The organism is endosymbiont of unidentified scaly snail isolate Monju (assembly GCF_000801295.1).
Classification (GTDB): domain Bacteria; phylum Pseudomonadota; class Gammaproteobacteria; order Chromatiales; family Chromatiaceae; genus MONJU.
Genome location: NZ_AP012978.1, coordinates 1,894,767 through 1,911,732, shown reverse-complemented (window position 1 = coordinate 1,911,732; position 16,966 = coordinate 1,894,767). Strand labels below are relative to the sequence as shown.

General features: G+C 65.9%; 11 protein-coding genes, 1 tRNA gene and 3 pseudogenes. 8 read left to right on the top strand and 7 right to left on the bottom strand.

Annotated features, from left to right (window positions below; translation table 11 throughout):
* Positions 1–122: 122 nt before the first annotated feature.
* From EBS_RS09140 to dusA, 3 genes are all read right to left on the bottom strand, one after another.
* Positions 123–614, bottom strand: coding sequence for an Hsp20/alpha crystallin family protein (locus tag EBS_RS09140; protein ID WP_043108366.1), 492 nt, complete (start codon positions 612–614; stop codon positions 123–125).
* Between the two features lie 10 nt (positions 615–624).
* On the bottom strand, positions 625–1,065 hold the full coding sequence (locus EBS_RS09135; RefSeq protein ID WP_043108365.1) for an Hsp20/alpha crystallin family protein: 441 nt from the start codon (positions 1,063–1,065) through the stop codon (positions 625–627).
* Positions 1,066–1,126: 61 nt separating this feature from the next.
* Entirely contained in the window at positions 1,127–2,113 is a 987-nt protein-coding gene (dusA, locus tag EBS_RS09130; RefSeq protein WP_070104735.1) for a tRNA dihydrouridine(20/20a) synthase DusA, read from the bottom strand.
* A gap of 328 nt (positions 2,114–2,441) precedes the next feature.
* Here dusA and acuI point away from each other — a divergent pair.
* From acuI to EBS_RS09110, 5 genes and pseudogenes are all read left to right on the top strand, one after another.
* Positions 2,442–3,435: pseudogene (gene acuI, locus EBS_RS09125) on the top strand (acrylyl-CoA reductase (NADPH)).
* A 354-nt stretch (positions 3,436–3,789) separates the two neighbouring features.
* On the top strand, positions 3,790–7,932 hold the full coding sequence (locus EBS_RS13055) for a two-partner secretion domain-containing protein (protein ID WP_052199461.1): 4,143 nt from the start codon (positions 3,790–3,792) through the stop codon (positions 7,930–7,932).
* Positions 7,933–7,953: 21 nt separating this feature from the next.
* A pseudogene (locus EBS_RS14990) lies at positions 7,954–8,412 on the top strand (POTRA domain-containing protein); the annotation flags it as partial.
* 40 nt (positions 8,413–8,452) lie between these two features.
* Positions 8,453–9,433 (top strand): ShlB/FhaC/HecB family hemolysin secretion/activation protein, encoded by a 981-nt coding sequence (locus tag EBS_RS09115; RefSeq protein WP_043108363.1) that lies wholly within the window; start codon positions 8,453–8,455, stop codon positions 9,431–9,433.
* Positions 9,418–9,705 carry a hypothetical protein gene (locus EBS_RS09110; protein ID WP_043108362.1) on the top strand — a complete coding sequence of 96 codons (288 nt, stop codon included), beginning with the start codon at positions 9,418–9,420 and terminating at the stop codon, positions 9,703–9,705. Before EBS_RS09115 ends, EBS_RS09110 begins: the two co-directional genes overlap by 16 nt.
* A 57-nt stretch (positions 9,706–9,762) precedes the next feature.
* On the opposite strand, the pseudogene EBS_RS09105 reads toward EBS_RS09110, so the two are convergent.
* The 3 genes and pseudogenes from EBS_RS09105 to rmuC all read right to left on the bottom strand — a co-directional run bounded on the left by EBS_RS09105 (position 9,763) and on the right by rmuC (position 12,732).
* Positions 9,763–10,499 (bottom strand): annotated as a pseudogene (locus EBS_RS09105) (SDR family NAD(P)-dependent oxidoreductase).
* Between the two features lie 436 nt (positions 10,500–10,935).
* Positions 10,936–11,025 (bottom strand) — tRNA-Ser (locus tag EBS_RS09100).
* A gap of 207 nt (positions 11,026–11,232) precedes the next feature.
* On the bottom strand, positions 11,233–12,732 hold the full coding sequence (gene rmuC / locus EBS_RS09095; protein WP_052199460.1) for a DNA recombination protein RmuC: 1,500 nt from the start codon (positions 12,730–12,732) through the stop codon (positions 11,233–11,235).
* A gap of 73 nt (positions 12,733–12,805) precedes the next feature.
* On the opposite strand from rmuC, the gene mtaB reads away from it, so the two are divergent.
* Positions 12,806–14,119: a tRNA (N(6)-L-threonylcarbamoyladenosine(37)-C(2))-methylthiotransferase MtaB gene (mtaB, locus tag EBS_RS09090; protein ID WP_052199459.1), complete on the top strand. Its 1,314-nt coding sequence runs from the start codon at positions 12,806–12,808 to the stop codon at positions 14,117–14,119.
* On the opposite strand, the gene EBS_RS13050 is transcribed toward mtaB, so the two are convergent.
* Positions 14,100–14,549 carry a DUF4124 domain-containing protein gene (locus tag EBS_RS13050; RefSeq protein ID WP_052199458.1) on the bottom strand — a complete coding sequence of 150 codons (450 nt, stop codon included), beginning with the start codon at positions 14,547–14,549 and terminating at the stop codon, positions 14,100–14,102. The two genes, mtaB and EBS_RS13050, sit on opposite strands and share 20 nt — an antisense overlap.
* 151 nt (positions 14,550–14,700) lie before the next feature.
* On the opposite strand from EBS_RS13050, the gene EBS_RS09080 reads away from it, so the two are divergent.
* Both EBS_RS09080 and ilvN read left to right on the top strand, forming a co-directional pair.
* Entirely contained in the window at positions 14,701–16,434 is a 1,734-nt protein-coding gene (locus EBS_RS09080) for an acetolactate synthase 3 large subunit (protein ID WP_043108361.1), read from the top strand.
* Positions 16,434–16,931 (top strand): acetolactate synthase small subunit, encoded by a 498-nt coding sequence (gene ilvN, locus EBS_RS09075; RefSeq protein ID WP_043108359.1) that lies wholly within the window; start codon positions 16,434–16,436, stop codon positions 16,929–16,931. The genes EBS_RS09080 and ilvN overlap by 1 nt, the downstream gene beginning before the upstream one ends.
* Positions 16,932–16,966: the final 35 nt, after the last annotated feature.

Here is a 16,966-nt window from a genome sequence, read left to right as displayed (position 1 = left end):
AAACCGGTCACGACCACCGGGAGGCAGACGGTGACGCGGCTGCAAAGGGGCGCGAAGCCTAACAGAAACGGCACCGTTTTTCAACGGCGCCGATAGCCTAAGCCTTTGTAAGGAAAAGGGTTTTATCCGCGGCTTATGGGGATGCGGCGAATCCGCTCGCGTTCGGTCTTGGGGAGCACCAGGGTAAGCACGCCCTTGTGGTAGCTGGCCTCTGCCTGGTCAGCCTTGACTTCGGCAGGCAGCGGCAGGCGCCGCTCGAAGCGGCCGTAGGCACACTCGGTGACATGGTAGCGGCCCTCCTTGCGTTCGCGCCGTACCTGCTTGTGACCGCTGATGATCAGGGTGCGGTCGACCACCTGCACGTCGAGGTTTTCCGGCTCCATGCCGGGGATCTCCAGGCGCACCGACACCTCGTCACTGCTCTCGTGTACTTCGGCGGCCAGCAGCGCCCATTCCGGGCTGGTGCGCAGCAGGGCGCGCGACTGTTCGTCCTGCTCGTCTTCTTCGCGGTGGCGGAAGCGGGTCAGTGCGTTACTGGCCTTGGCCACCAGGTTGTTCCAGCCGGCCTGGACCTGGGCCCAGGCGCGGTCGAGATTCTGCTTGAGACTGCTCATGGCACCCTCCTCAACCTTGCACCTTGATCTTGCGCGGCTGGTCGCCCTGCTGCGCCTTGGGCAGCACCAGTTCCAGCACGCCATCCTTGCTGGTGGCGGAGATCTTGTCCGCATCCACGTTCTCGGGCAGGGCGAAGCGACGCATGAAGGTGCCGTAGGCGCGCTCCACACGGTGCCAGCCTTCCCTGTCTTCTTCCACCTCGTGCTTGCGATCGCCCCTGATGGTGAGCACGCCCTGTTCCATGGATACGTCGATGTCTTCGGGCGGCACGCCGGGGATGTCGGCGCGGATCACGAAGCGGTCGTCTTCTTCCTTGATGTCCACCGCAGGCGACCAGGTGCTGCCGACCACGCGGCTGTCGTCGTCGGCAAAACCGGGCATCATGCGGGCGAATTCGCGGTTGAATTCCTCGAGCAGGCTCCAGGGATTTGTCGTCTTCATCAGGGTCATGTCCGTTCTCCTCTGCGGTCCTTGTTCGGCTGACAGAGAGATGGGGCCGGGAGGAGGGGGTTCAAGAGGGCTCGCGGATCGCCGCCAGCGCCTGCTCCACGATGTGCCAGCCCGCATCGGGACGGTTGGCGTGTTGCGACAGGTGACGCCGCCAGTGGCGTGCCCCGGGCAGCCCGGCGAACAGGCCCAGCATGTGCCGGGTGATGCGATGCAGGCGCACCCCGCTGGCCAGTTCGGCCTCGATGAATTCGCGCATGCCCAGCACCACCGCGCGACGCGAGGCCGGTGCGCTGTCGTGCCCGAAGAGGCGCCGGTCGGCCCCGGCCAGCAGCCAGGGGTCGTGATAGATCGCGCGACCCATCATCACCCCGTCTACCCGGGTCAGGTGCTCCAGCGCCTGGTCGAGCGAGGTGATGCCACCGTTGATCACGATCTCCAGGGCGGGGAAGTCCTGCTTGAGCCGGTACACCTGCTCGTAGCGCAGCGGGGGCACCTCGCGGTTCTCCTTCGGACTCAGGCCCGACAGCCAGGCCTTGCGTGCATGCACGATGAAGGTCTCGCAGCCGGCGTTTGCGACCCGCTCGACGAAACGTGTCATGTCGTCGTAGTCGTCCATGTCGTCGATGCCGATGCGGTGCTTGACCGTGACCGGGCCGGGGAAGCCCTCGCGCATCGCCACCACGCATTCCGCCACCAGTTCGGGCTCGGCCATCAGGCAGGCGCCGAAGCGACCCGATTGCACCCGGTCGGAGGGGCAGCCGATGTTCAGGTTCAGCTCGTCGTAGCCCCAGTCGGTCGCCAGTCGTGCGCAGCGTTCGAGCGCGGCCGGTTCGCTGCCGCCGAGTTGCAGGGCCAGCGGCTGCTCCTGTGGGTGAAAGTCCAGGAAGCGGGCCGGTTCGCGGTGCAGCAGCGCCCCAGTGGTGACCATTTCGGTATAGAGCAGGGTCTGCCGGCTGATCTGGCGCAGGAAATAGCGGCACCAGCGGTCGGTCCAATCGAGCATGGGGGCCACCGCAAGGCGGCGGTCGGGGTGGGGGGAATTCGGCATGGGGCAATGGTAGCGGGCGAGCCGATTGCCGCAAGCATTGAGTTTTCGTATTGACCGTGACGGGAGGGCATATCAATGTTCTTCTGGCGGTCCTCCCGCCTGGAGGGTGTCGCGAAGGGCGACACCCGATGCTGCTCAGGGACGAGACACCCTCGCTTGCGAAGGAGAGGCGGATGCCGCCCTGGGGGCGGCGCTGGACTGCTGGAATACCGCCGGGTTGCGTACGGGGGGGTGATGCAGGCGGCCATCATGTCACCGTCATCTCCTGTCCACGATGCGTGGGGAGGACCGGGGTGAGGATAACGAGCAACAAACAGAGGTCAGAAACATGAGCGAGACATTTCGGGCACTGGTGCTGGAGCGAGACGACGAGGGAGCCACCCAGGCGCAGATACGCACGCTGAGCGAGGCCGATCTGCCGGAAGGCGATGTCCTGGTCGAGGTGGCGTATTCCAGCCTCAACTACAAGGACGGGCTGGCGATCACCGGTCGGGGCAAGGTGGTGCGTGAATGGCCGATGGTGCCGGGGATCGACCTGGCCGGTCGGGTGCTGGCATCGGATTCGCCCGACTGGCAGCCGGGCGACGCGGTGCTGCTCACCGGCTGGGGAGTGGGCGAGCGCTACTGGGGGGGCTTCAGCCAGCGCCAACGGGTGCGTTCGGAATGGCTGGTCCCGCTTCCCGACGGTCTGGACGCGCTCGATGCCATGACCCTGGGCACCGCGGGCCTGACCGCGATGCTGTGCGTCTTGACCCTCGAGGAGGCTGGCGTGAAGCCGGACGCGGGGCCGGTGCTGGTCAGCGGGGCCTCGGGCGGGGTGGGCTCGCTGGCAGTGGCGCTGCTCTCGGCTGCCGGGTACGAGGTCACCGCGCTTACCGGGCGTCCGGAGGGCGCCGACTGGCTGCGCGAACTGGGGGGCGGCCGAGATCCTGCCGCGCGAGGCGATGAGTGCGCCGCCGCGCCCGCTGGAGAGCCAGCGCTGGGCCGGGGCGGTGGACACCGTGGGGGGCGTGCTCCTGGCGCGCACCCTGGCCGAGCTGCGTTACGGTGGCGCGGTGGCGGCGTGTGGCCTGGCCGGTAGTCACGAGCTGTCTACCACGGTGATGCCCTTCATCCTCCGCAACGTGTCCCTGCGTGGCGTGGACTCGGTGGTGTGTCCGCGTGAGCGGCGCCAGGCGGCCTGGGAGCGACTGGCGCGCGACCTGCCCCGTGAACACCTGGCTGCGATCCGTCAGGTGGCGCGGCTGGAGGATCTGCCGGCGCTGGCTGAACGCATCCTGGCGGGCCAGGTGCGCGGACGCGTGGTGGTCGATCTGCGGTGATTTTCCGTGTCCGCGGAAAAATACAGTGAAACCCCCATGTCGAAACTACAGTGAAACCCCCATGAATGACTACATTGGAACCCTGATGTGGAAGTACATGGAAACCCTGACAAGTAAATAAGTTGTGCAGTGAAACCCGGCGTATAGGGTCTTGTTTATTGTCGACTGAGTGGAATTAATAACAATATAATCAATTGGTTGCGAGTATTTTGGGGTTGCAGGGAAATTGTTTGACTGATTTCCCTGCAACCCCTTTCCTTTGCCTCGCGCTGCCCTATAATGTGATGTACATCACATATATGCCGTTGGCTTTGTTACAAGAAGGGAAGCGGTATAGGTCGCAAGGGGCAAGGAATGTTCAATATCGAGAAGCAGTGTTTTCACTGGCGTCGTCGCAAGGTCAATGGTTGTGAGATCAACATCTGTATCCGTATACTCATCGGCGGGCTGCTGGTCTTTGCCAGCGCCGTCGCCCCGAGCGCACCGCAGTTGCGCAGTATTGTCGAAGGGGCAGCCAGCGTTTCTGTCGAGGGTGCCGGGCAACGCACGGTGATCGATCAGACCTCGTCGTATGCGCGCATCGAGTGGAACAGTTTCGACACCACAGCCGCCGAGACGGTGCGTTTCCACCAGGCGAACAGCGCGGTCGTCGTCAACAAGATCCTGGGTAATGGCCACGGGCCGGGCGGCGCCACGCGCTTCGACGGCAAGCTGTTTGCCGATGGCACGGTGTTCCTGATCAACAATGCGGGGATCACCTTTGGCGCCGGTGCCCAGGTGAATGTCGGCGCCCTGCTGGCCACCACCTCCGACATCCGTGATCTGCACAACGCCAACGGCAAGGTCACCTTCCGGCTCGAGGCCGGGGGGACTGCCGATGGCGCCAGGGTGATCAACCGTGGGCGCATCGTGACCAGCGACGACGGCTTTGCCGTGCTCATGGCGCCACAGGTTGCCAATGTCGGCGTGGTGCGTGCACAACTGGGACAGGTGATCCTGGCGTCGGCCACGGACGCCACCTTGCGCTTGCGCAACCGCGATGCGCAGGAGGGGCTGGAAGGCCTGGCTCTGGACCTGCGCGGTGACGACATCATCACCTTTACTGTCGATCCTTCCACCCTGGGAGCCTGGCAGGGTGAGACCGGCGTGCGGGCCGACGGCAGGCTGCGCGGGGGCGAGGTGCTGATCACGGCTCGCATGGCGCACCAGGCAGTGACCGATGTCGTCAATCTCGACGGCGTGATCGATGCCACCACCATCGAGGTGCGGTCGGCCGGCAATGTCCGCCTGCACGATGCACAACTCACGGCGCGGGCCAACCAACAATCGGGCGACGCGGAAGCCAGTATCCGCATTCGTGCGGATCGTCGGGTCTGGTCCAAGGGCAGCACTTTGCAGGCGATGGCGAACCGCAACGGCGGCACGGGGCGGGCGAAGCTCGTGCTCGAGAGTGCCGGACATGCGAGCCTGAACGACTCACAACTCGAGGCCCAGGCGGAAAACAATGGTGGCGCGGCGCGGGCAGTGATCCGTGTCGGCTCCACTGGTGCCGACCTGGAAACGAAAGGCACGCAGCTGATCGCGACCACCCGCAACAATGGTGGACAGGGGGAGGTCCGGGTACGCATGAGCGCGGCCGGCGACCTCCTGCTGCATGGCACCGAGACGGTGGCGCGTTCCCAGCTGGACAGTCAGCGCGGCATCGTGGGGGTCGGCCTGGAGGCAGGCCGTGACATCGCCCTGGATGGTGCGCACATCATCGCCTCCTCGCGTCAGCAGGGCGCACGTAGCGATGTGGACGTGCAGCTCCAGGCCGGGCGCAGCGTGCGCCTGCCGGGGGACGCCTCGGCCTCGGTGATCGAGGCGAGGTCCCAGGGGACAGATCAGAGCGGGCGGGTAGCGGTCACCGTGCGGGCGGCCAGACACATTCGCCTGCTGGCCGACCTCGAGGTGCATTCGCAGCAGCAGGGTGATGCCGGCAACCGACGTGCCACCGCGCAGTTGACGATGCGCGCCGGTGAAGACGGGCGGGGCAATCTGTCTTTCGAGGGTGATATCGATGTCTACAGCCTGGCCCGGGTCGAAGAGGAGAGCACGGGCTCGGCGCATGCCATTTCCTCCGCACGGCTGCTCGGTGTGGCAGGCGAGACGGAGGTGACCGGTACCCTGGCCGTGACGTCGGACGCCAGGGGGCGGGGCGCCAATACCCGGTTCAGTCGCAAGCATCTCGTCGAGGCTGTCTCCGAGGCGCTGATCGGCAGTGATACCGGCATGAATCTCCCGGCGGGCGGGGCTGACCGCAGTCGCGATACGCTGATGGCCGGCAAGCTGTCCGTGCGTTCGCACGCCAATGCCGAAGGCAATGCCTCGGCGGTGGCCAACAGCCTCGGCGGGATTGTCGGCGAGCAGGTGACCGTGGTCTCCACCGACACCACGATCACCAGCCGGGTCGTCTCCGATCTCGAGGCCAGTGCCGCTTCCCTGTTTGGCGTGGTCGGCCTGGGAGGGGTTGGCAGTCTTCCCGGCGTGCTGTTCAGTGGTGATCTCTCGGTGCGCAGCCAGGCGCTCAGCTACGTCCTGGCCGCGGGCGAGGCAGTGTCGCTTGGCCTGTTCGCTTCCCCGGCAGATATTCGCATCGGCAATGCTGGCGACCGTGTGACGATCCAGGCCGACGCAGACGGTGTGGCCTTGGGGGGGCTGGTGATGGGTGGCGATATTGCGGCTTATGACACAAGCCCTGGCAGCCGCCACACCGCAGCCGACCTGGCGGCTGCCGTGAGTGCGGTGGCGAGGCAGGGTGATCTGGCGCTGGCTGGTGACTTCGGCGTGAATGCATGGGCCAACGGCCCGCAGGCCGATGCTCTGATGGCCGGTATCGGGCGTAATGTGACGATAGCGCCCGGCAGCGGGCTTGCTGTGCATAGCCAGGCCGCCGGAGCAGACCTGGCCTCGGCTTACGCACTGGGCGGATTCCGGGCCGATGGCACACTCGGCTTCCACGGTGACTGGGATGTTATCGTGCGGGCTGATACGGCCCCGGACGGCTACGGCTGCGAGGCCGCAGCGGCGGGTGTCTTGCAGGCCGCCGGCGACATGGTTGTCGATGGGGGGCACCTGAGTGTGCGTGCGGCCAGTAATCAGTCCCCGGGTGCGGGAGGCCGGATCGGCATCGCCGATGCCGCCTTGGCCCTGGCGGCCGAAGGGCAGCTGTCACTGACGGTTCCGCAAGGTCTGCTTGTGGAGGCGCTCAGTGATGCCGCAAGCGAAGGGTATGCGTTGGCAGACCTGGGGATCGAAGGCGATCACCTGAGCATCGATGTCACCGGTCGCGGGCTGGACGTGGTCGCCGATGCCGAGGCCACGCAGAGTGACGCCCAGGCAACGGCCGATCTCCTCGCCTACGGGGCCGATGGCACCGGGATGGCGCTCTCGGCCGCCGGGCGCTTGGGCGTCCTCGCCCGAGCCGGAGTGCCGAACGCCACGGGTAGCGATGAGCAGGCCCTGGCGATGGCCGACCTGCTGCTGGCCGCCGACAGCGGCAGCGTCCAGACCGGTGCCGGCAGCGATCTGCTGGCCAGCGCTCGTGGCCACGTGATGAAAACTGCGAACGGATCCACGACTTCCCAGGCCCCGATCCGCGCCGGGCTGGAAGTGGCCGGGCAACATCTCGACCTGCAAGGACGCATCGGCAGCGAGGTGCGCAACAGCGCGGGAGACGATCAGTCCGAGGCACGCACCCGCCTGATCGCGGGTTCACCGGGTGCGCCCGGCCAGCTGCAACTGCGCGGCGGCGATCTGCCTCGTGCACAAGCGCCGGGTTCCGGTACCGCCCTGGCACAGGGCAGTGATACCCGGTACCAGCAGTGCGCTGATGGCGCCTGCGATCCGGTGACCCGTGGTGAACAGCCCTGGCAGCCGGGAACCCGGCTGGCACAACTGGTGATCGAAGATCATGAACCCCGTGGCCCGGCGTCCGATCCGGCTCCGGTCCCTGATCCGGCCCCGGTCCCTGATCCGGCTCCGGTCCCTGATCCGGCTCCGGTCCCTGATCCGGCTCCGATCCCTGATCCGGCTCCGATCCCTGATCCGGCTCCGATCCCTGATCCGGCTCCGATCCCTGATCCGGCTCCGATCCCTGATCCGGCCCCGGCACCCGATCCGGCACCGCCGAGCGAAGGTGAAGTTGCTGGACAATCGGAACTGGCCCGCGTGCACGAGCAACAGCGGGAGAAAGAGGCATCACGTGACCCGGGACAGCCCGGCGGGCGACCCAGCGGGTTTACGCCAGCGGGCGATCTGATCACCGGTCTCGATTTCGAGCCGCCGCTCCCGACGGGTGGGCAATTGGCCAGGTTGCCGCACGACTTCGATCCCGATGCTCTGCCGCCCACGGCGGCGGGTCCAGGAGATGCGTCGGCGACCTTCTGTGAACAGTTCGTGAACGGCGGTTGCACCCCTGTCGCGGACGACAGGGGTGACGAGCCCCTGGGGGAGTAGCGTTTCACGGGCGCCGACGTTATGCTGGGCACCTGGTTGCCTGATGGCGGTTCCGGAAGAAGTGGAGAAATTATGCGTATGGAAGGTGTGAAACGGAACCGGGGAAGGATGGCCGCCTGGCTGCTGTTCCTGATCGCCGGCCATGGTCAGGTGGCCAGTGGCGCCACACCGTTGCCTGCCTCGGCCTTGCCCGGTGTGGTGGACCGGCCGGCCCAGGGCATGCCGGCTCCGTTGGAGCAGCCGGTCGAATCGGAAAAAGGCCCTGCGCCAGGCGCATTTCAGGCACCGGCCGATGGCCAGGAACCCTTTGCCCATGTGCGTCGCATCACCTTTTCCGGCGATCTGGTAATCGACCGCGATGCTCTGGATGCGGCGGCACGGCCCTACATCGGGCGCGACCTCACCCGCGAGGACCTGGCGCGACTCAAGTACGATCTCACCGCCTTGCACTACCGGTTGGGTTATCCCCTGGTCAAGGTCGTCACCCCCCCCACAGTCCCTGGCCGACGGTGTACTCGAGGTGCGCATCGTGCTCGGGCGCATCGGACAGGTCGATATTCGCAACGAGGGGGGCTTGCGTCCCTTTGTTGCCGAGGCCATGGCCCGGCGCTTGAAGTCCGGCGAGGTGTTTACCGAACGCACGGCAGAGAGCGTGGTGCAGGACATCAACGCGCTGGGTAACCTGCGCGGTTCACTCAACCTGCGCCGGGGGCAGGCACCGGGGACCACCGATCTGCGCCTGTCGATCGTCCCGGCCGACGACGATCGACAGCAGGTCGGTCTGGACAATTACGGCAGCGAGCTCACCGGCCGCTGGGTGTTCAGCGTCGACCTCCACAAGAGCAACCTGCTGGGCCTGGGCGAGACCTTCTCGTTGCAACTGCGCAAGTCGAACAAGGAACTCAAGACTGCGCGGCTGGGATTCGTCAGCCCCATTGGTCTGCACAACCTGCGCCTGGAAGGGCGGTGGCTGCGTTCCGAGAACAGCATCGGCGACCGCCTGGCAGCATTGCGTGCCACGGGCAAGTCCGACATCTGGGGGTTGGCACTGTCCAGCGCATTGCTCAATACGGTGCAGTTCCGCAGCGAGTTGCGCACCGGTTTCGAGCACCGGCGGCACCGCTCCTTCCTGGCCGGGCTGCCCGATACCGACGATCGCATCACCCGGGTGTTCATCGAGGGCAACCTGCTCGACCGGGGCTATCGGCATGTGCTCTATGCCGGGATGCGGATCTCCCGCGGGGTGGGCTGGCTGAATGCCGATGCGCGCGGCGAAGCCGATGCCACCCGCGCCAGTGGCGATCCACGCGCCTGGATATTCACCCTCGAAGGGGTGGGCCGTTATCAGCTGCGCGACAGCGACGTGCTGACGGGTGTCCTGCGTGCCCAGCGTGCCTCGAATGAGCTGTTGTCGTCCGACCTGTTCGCCATCGGTCGGCCAGGGCAGCGTGCGCGGCTTCGAACCGGCCGAGAGCACGGGCGAGCATGGCCTGGGCGCTGAGCCTGGAATATGCGCACACCTTCGATCGCGTGTCCGGCTGGTCGCTCGAGCCTGGCCCCTTTGCCGATGTCGCCTGGGTTGGCAACAAGGTTCCGGGGGCAGTCACCGACAGCCGCCTGGCCGCGTTGGGGCTGGGGGGCGAGGTCTCTCGCCGCTGGGGAGAAAACGGCCGTACCCGCCTGCGGTTCGAATGGGCGCACCCGGTGGGCGATTACCGCTCACCCAGCGTGGACGACAACACGCTTTATCTCAGCCTGCGGCACACCTTCTGACGTCGCGCCGTCGAGGGGATTGGGCAGGGGGCGGTGCCGGAAGACGACTGAGGCGGCTCAGCCTTTTCCATAGAGTCGGGCATAGCCTTCCGGGTCGATCAGCTGACGGATGTCCACGAAACTGCCGCTCGGCTGCTCGCGCAGGGCGGGGAGCACCGACAGGATCCGGCGTGCCGCCTCGTGCGGCGCCGGCATCGCCTCGGTGCTGCGCGCAGCCGTTGCAGAGCGGGAAAGGCATCGGCATCGGCCTCGTCGCACAGGTGGTCCATCATCGTGGTGTCGATGATGCCGGGCGCCAGTGCGCAAATGTGCGTATCGGGAAACTCGTGCGCGTACAGCTTTGCCAGCATGTTGAGTGCCGCCTTGGACAGGGCATAGGCCCCCCAGCCCTTGTTGCCCAGTACGGCGGCGCCCGACGAGATCATCACCACCTGGCGAACCGGCCGGCCCCGGGTGTGCAGCCAGTCCATCACCGTCTTGTTCGACCAGAGGTTGACCTCCATCACGGCCTTGGCCTCGTCCAGCGGCAGGCGGTGCAGCAGTTCGATGCGTCCCAGTACCCCGGCGTTGAGCACTACCAGATCGAGCCGTTCGGCCGGTTCGAGCAAGGTGGCCAGGCATCCAGGTACGGTTTCGTGATCGCGCAGATCACAGCGCGCATGCTGTAGCCCCGGCAACGCCGAAGGCCGCCGGCTGCAACCGAAGACGGTACAGCCGTCATCCAGCAGTGTCTCGCACAGTCCCCGGCCGAGGCCGGAGCTGGTTCCCGTGATGAAAGCGGTGTCGATGTTCATGGGTCAAGGATACCCCGAGGGCGGGCCCCTGCGCAGGCTGTTACCAGAGCGGAGGAAAACAGAAGGCCCCTGATCGGGGCCTTTGGTATTGGCGGAGAGGGTGGGATTGATTCGGCCTGCGGCCTCACCCCTTCGGGGCGCCGTCGCGTTGCTCCGGCGTCCTGCGCCAGCGCGGTTGCGCTGGCTTGTCGAAACCCGGCGTGGCTTCTCATCCCGACCCTCTCCTGACACGACAAAGGCCCCTGATCGGGGCCTTTGTGTATTGGCGGAGAGGGTGGGATTGATTCGGCCTGCGGCCTCACCCCTTCGGGGCGCCGTCGCGTTGCTCCGGCGTCCTGCGCCAGCGCGGTTGCGCTGGCTTGTCGAACCCGGCGTGGCTTCTCATCCCGACCCTCTCCTGACACGACAAAGGTCCCTGATCGGGGCCTTTGTGTATTGGCGGAGAGGGTGGGATTCGAACCCACGGATCCCGCAAGGGATCACTTGATTTCGAGTCAAGCCCATTCGGCCTCTCTGGCACCTCTCCAGATGTGCGTCGATCACTCGATCTGACTCGGCTTTCGGCTTCGCCTCTTCCAGGGCGCCGTCGTCCGGGCGCGGAAGAATAGCACAGTTCGGGCATCGAGGGCGGGGTGTGTGGGGGCGTTTCGGGCATCTCCTACACGTAGGAGCGGCGTCCCCGCCGCGAACGATCCGCCCCCCCGGTCCGGTTGGCCTCGCTGGGCGCGGGCGGTCAGTCCTCTGTGCCTTCCGGCCCGTCGAGCAGTTCCAGGGCCTCGTCGGGTGCGATCTCCACGCGCTCGATCTTCTGGAAGCGTGAACTGATCTTGCGTGCCGAGGTGTGTACCTGCTCGACGTCCTTGTGCGCCAGCTCGATGTGCTTGGCCAGCTTGTCCATGCGTTCCTGGAAGCGGCCGAAGTCCTTGGAGAGCATGTGCAGGTGTTCCTGGATGATGTGGATCTGCTTGCGCGTGGCGTCGTCCTTGAGCACGGCACGCGCGGTGGTGAGCACCGCCATCAGGGTGGTGGGCGAGACCATCCAGACCCGCGCGCGCTGGGCGGTCTCGACCAGCTCGGGGAAGTGGGCGTGGATCTCGGCGAAGATCGCCTCGGCGGGGATGAACATCACCGCGCCATCGGCAGTCTCGCCGGGAATCAGGTATTTCTCGGCGATGTCGCGAATGTGTTTCTGGATGTCGCGACGGAACTGGGCGGCTGCGGCGTTGCGCTCGGCCGGGGGGGCATCGAAGTCCTGCATGCGCTGGTAACTTTCGAGCGGGAACTTGGCGTCGATGGGGACCTTGCCGGTAGGGGCGGGCAGGTGCAGCAGGCAATCGACGCGCTTGCCGTTGCTCAGTGTGGCCTGCAATTCGAAACTGTCCTCGGGCAGCATGTTGCGTACCAGGGCCTCGAGTTGCACCTCGCCGAAGGCGCCGCGCGAACGCTTGTCGGTGAGCACCTCCTGCAGGCTGACCACGTTGCCCGACAGCTCGGTGATCTTCTTCTGCGCCTCGTCGATGCGGCTGAGGTGCTCGAGCACCCGGGTGAAGGTCTCGGTGGTCTTCTCGAAGCCGTCGGCCAGGCGCTTCTCCACCTGGCCGCTGATCTCGCGCAAGCGCTCGTCGGTGGTACGGGTGAGTGTCTCGACGCGCTTGCCCAGCTCCTCGGCACTGGCGCGGAAGGACTCACGGATCTGTCGGCTCATCGCCTCGAGGTTGTCCGACAGTGTCTTCTGCTGGCCGGTGATGGCCTCGCGCTGCAGCCGTTCGAAGGCCTCGCGGTGGGCGTTGAGCGCCTGTTCGACACGCTCGCGCAGCTCGGCCAGGTGGCGTTGCTGGGCCAGGCGGGCCCCGCCCGTGTCCTCGCGCAGTGCCTTGTGCTGCTGCTCGAAGCGTTCGACCAGGTCGAGCCGCAGTGCGCCCTGTTCGCGCAGCAGCGCCTTCTCGACCGTGCCGATGCGCTCGCCGAGCAGCGACTGGGTGCTCTGCAGGCCGTGCTGCTGGCCGGCGAGCAGTACCTGGGCCTCGTGGTGCAGACGCTCGGAGAACGTGTCCTGCAACTGCGCCAGTCGTTCCTGCTGTGCCTCGAGTGCTGCATCCAGTCGTTGTTGCAGGCGGTGTGCCCGCCGCTGCCCCAGCCAGAGGCCCAGGGCGAGCAGCCCCAGTGCCAGCAGCAGGCCGGCGGCCAGAAAGTCGTCAGGGTGTTGGTGAAACAGCGCGAGCAGTCTTTCCATGCGGTTCCTGTCCGTACTCACAAGGCGCGGGACGCTACAATCGGGAATTCAACCCGTCAACGCTATCACACTCATGCGCGTCCATCTGCAGGCACTGGGGTGCCGACTCAACGAGGCCGAACTCGAGACCTGGGCACGGGAGTTTCGGCGTGCCGGCATTGAGCCGACCAGTGACCCGGCCGAGGCCGATATCCTGGTGGTCAACACCTGTGCAGTGACCGCCGAGTCGGTTCGCAAGTCGCGCAACCTGGTACGCCGTGCGCACCGTGCCAACCCCACGGCAAAGCTGGTGATGAGCGGTTGCTATGCCGCGCTCTCGCCCGAGCAGGCTGCCGCCGACCTGGGGGTGGATCTGGTGGTCGGCAATCACGAGAAGGATCAGCTGGTGGCGATCGCTCGCCGTGAACTCGACCTGCCGGTGATGCCGCGTATCGCTGCCGAGCCCGATGAGGTGGCGCTGTTCGCGCGCGGCCGGCAACGCGCCTTTGTCAAGGTACAGGACGGTTGCCGTTACCGCTGCACCTATTGCGTGGTGACCCTGGCACGCGGCGAGGAGCGCAGCCGGCCGGTCGACGAGGTGGTCGCCGAGATCGCTGCCCTGGAGGCCGAGGGGGTGCAGGAGGTGGTGCTTGCCGGGGTCCACCTGGGCGGCTATGGCAGCGATCGGAGCCAGTCGTTGTATGACCTGGTGGCGACGGTGCTCGAGCGCACCGACATGCCGCGCATTCGCCTGGGCTCGCTCGAGCCCTGGGACCTGCCCGAGGGGTTCTGGGGCCTGTTCGCCGATCGGCGGCTGATGCCGCATCTGCATCTGCCCATGCAGTCGGGCGCCGACTCGGTGTTGCGGCGCATGTCGCGGCGTTGCCGCAGTGGCGAGTTCCTGGCCCTGATCGAAGCGGGCAGGGCGCGGGTGCCGGACCTGCAGGTCACTACCGACATCATCGTCGGTTTCCCGGGAGAGAGCAGCGAGGAATGGGCGCAGACCCTGGACTTCGTCGAGCAGGCGCGCTTTGCCCATGTGCACATCTTTGCCTTCTCGCCGCGCGAGGGGACCAAGGCCGCCACGCTGCCCGACCCGGTGCCGCGTGCGGTGCAGCGCGAGCGCAGCCAGCAGTTGCACGCGCTGGCTGCGCGCTTGCGCGGCGAGATCCTGCGCGATCAGATCGGTCGGGAATGCGAGGTGCTGGTCGAGGGGCGCGACCGGGAGAGCGGGATGTGGAGCGGCTATACGCCCAACTACCTGCGTGTCCTGATCGCGTCCCGGGAGCCGCTGGAGAACCGCCGGTGTCCGGTGCGCCTGGTCGGAGTGAGCGACGATGGACGCCTGTGCGGCGAGCTCATCGCTCCAGGCTTGTCAGGAGGCCGCCTCAGCGACACACTTCGGTGATGATGCTGCGCAATCGTTCCAGCTCGGCTTCCCGTTCCTCGGCAGGCATCCGCCGATAGTCGCCGTGTCCGTCGGGTACCAGCGGCAACGGTATGCGTTCGAGTTCGCGCAGCGATGTCCGTGCCTGGTCGCATTGCTGGCGCAGTCGTTCGGCGCGGCTGGTCTCCTGGCGTCGTTTCGTCTGTTCCTGGGCGCGGCGTTGGCGCACTGCGTCCAGGCGGCGGTCCATCTCGCGCAACTGCTGCAGGCTCTGTTCGGGGGGCTGGGGAGGCGGGGGCGGTGGGGCTACGGTTTCGGTCTCCACCTCGGGCGGAGGCGGCAGTTGCGAATAAACGGTATTGCCGTCGGCATCCTGCCACTTGTATACCCGGGCTGTTGCCACGACCGGCAGCAGGCAGACCAGGCCCAGCAGATGAACGGCGTATTTCATGGTGTGTCCCGTCCGATGGCGGATTTTCAGGTGCGCAACTATTGACCTGTGCGACCCATATCAGTAACTTGCCATGCTCCAATTGCGCCCGGAAATTCCGGGTTTGTTCCCTCGTGCACAGAGGGTATTCCATGTCTTCGGAGGTCACAAGGTGGAACTGAGTGGGGCCGAGATCGTCGTCCAGGCACTGAAGGACGAGGGCGTCGAGTACGTCTGGGGTTATCCTGGCGGCGCCGTACTGCACATCTACGACGCCCTGTTCCAGCAGAACGAGGTGCGCCACATCCTGGTGCGTCACGAACAGGCCGCTACCCATGCCGCGGACGGTTATGCCCGCGCCACCGGCAAGCCCGGCGTGGTGCTGGTGACCTCCGGTCCCGGTGCGACCAATGCGGTGACCGGTATTGCCACCGCCTTCATGGACTCCATCCCGCTGGTGGTGCTCACTGGCCAGGTGCCGACGCCGGTCATCGGTTCCGATGCCTTCCAGGAGGTTGATACCGTCGGCATCACCCGCCCGTGCGTGAAGCACAATTTCCTGGTGAAGCGTGTCGAGGATCTGGCCGAGACCATCAAGAAGGCCTTCTACATCGCTACCTCGGGGCGGCCCGGGCCGGTCGTGGTCGACATCCCCAAGGACGTCACCGACCCGAACATCCGCATCCCCTACGAGTACCCGCAGAAGATCGAGATGCGCTCCTACAACCCGGTGGAGCGCGGGCACCTGGGGCAGATCCGCAAGGCGGTCGACTTGATGATGTCGGCGAAGCGGCCCATCATCTATACCGGTGGTGGCGTGGTGCTCGGCGAGGCCTCGGAAGAACTGCGCCAGCTGGTGAAGAAGACCGGTTTCCCGACCACCCAGACGCTGATGGGCCTGGGCGCCTTCCCGGCCACCGATCCGCAGTTCCTGGGCATGCTGGGCATGCACGGTACCTACGAGGCCAACATGGCGATGCACGAGACCGACGTGCTGATCGCCATCGGCGCGCGCTTCGACGACCGGGTGACCGGCAAGATCGCGCACTTCTGCCCGCATGCGAAGATCATCCACATCGACGTGGATCCGGCCTCCATTTCCAAGACGGTGCGTGTGGACGTGCCCATCGTCGGCCAGGTCAAGAGCGTGCTCGCCGACATGTTGCGTCTGATCGACGAGCTCAAGTGTGAACCCGACCGCGATGCCCTGGCGCAGTGGTGGGAGCGCATCGAGGCCTGGCGCGCGGTCAAGTGCCTGTCTTACGACGCCAGCGACAGGGTCATCAAGCCGCAGTTCGCGGTTGAGACGCTGTACAAGGTCACCCGTGACGACGAGTTCTACCTGACCTCGGATGTCGGCCAGCACCAGATGTTCGCTGCCCAGTTCTATCCCTTCGACAAGCCGCGCCGCTGGATCAATTCCGGTGGGTTGGGCACCATGGGCTTCGGCCTGCCGGCAGCGATGGGGGTCAAGCAGGCGTATCCCGAGGCCGAGGTGGCCTGTATCACTGGCGAGGCCAGCATCCAGATGTGCATCCAGGAGCTGGCCACCTGCAAGCAGTACGACCTGCCGATCAAGATCCTGCTGCTCAACAATGGCTACATGGGCATGGTGCGCCAGTGGCAGGAGTTCTTCTACGACGGCCGCTATTCACATTCCTATGTCGATGCGCTGCCCGATTTCTGCAAGCTCGCCGAGAGCTATGGCCATGTCGGCATGCGCATCGAGAACCCCGCCGATCTCGAGGCCGCCTACCGCGAGGCCTTTGGCATGAAGGATCAGCTGGTGTTCATGGACATCATCATCGACCCCGAGGAGAACGTGTATCCCATGATCGAGGCCGGCAAGGGCCATCATGAAATGCACATGTCGCCCCACCTGTCGTCCGAGAGGGAGTTGGCCTGATGCGACACATCATTTCGATTCTCATCGAGAACGAGGCCGGCGCGCTCTCGCGGGTATCCGGGCTGTTCTCTGCGCGCGGCTACAACATCGAGTCGCTCACCGTGGCGCCCACCGAGGATGCCACGCTTTCGCGCATGACCCTGGTCACCCGCGGCGACGAGAACATCATCGAACAGATCACCAAGCAGCTGAACAAGCTGATCGACGTGGTCAAGCTGGTGGATCTCTCCGAGGGACCGCACATCGAGCGCGAGCTGATGATGATCAAGGTCCGTGCCGAGGGGGCCATGCGCGAGGAACTCAAGCGCCTGGCTGATATCTTCCGCGGCAACATCATTGACGTGACCGGGAATTCCTACACCATCGAGATGACTGGTGACGGCGCCAAGCTCGACGCCTTCATCCAGGCGGTGGACGACGAGCTGATCATCGAGACGGTGCGTTCCGGTCCGCTGGGCATTGCGCGTGGTGGCAAGCGCCTGACCCTGCACGTCTGAACTGTTTCATCAACGAATCCGAAGGAATCCATCCT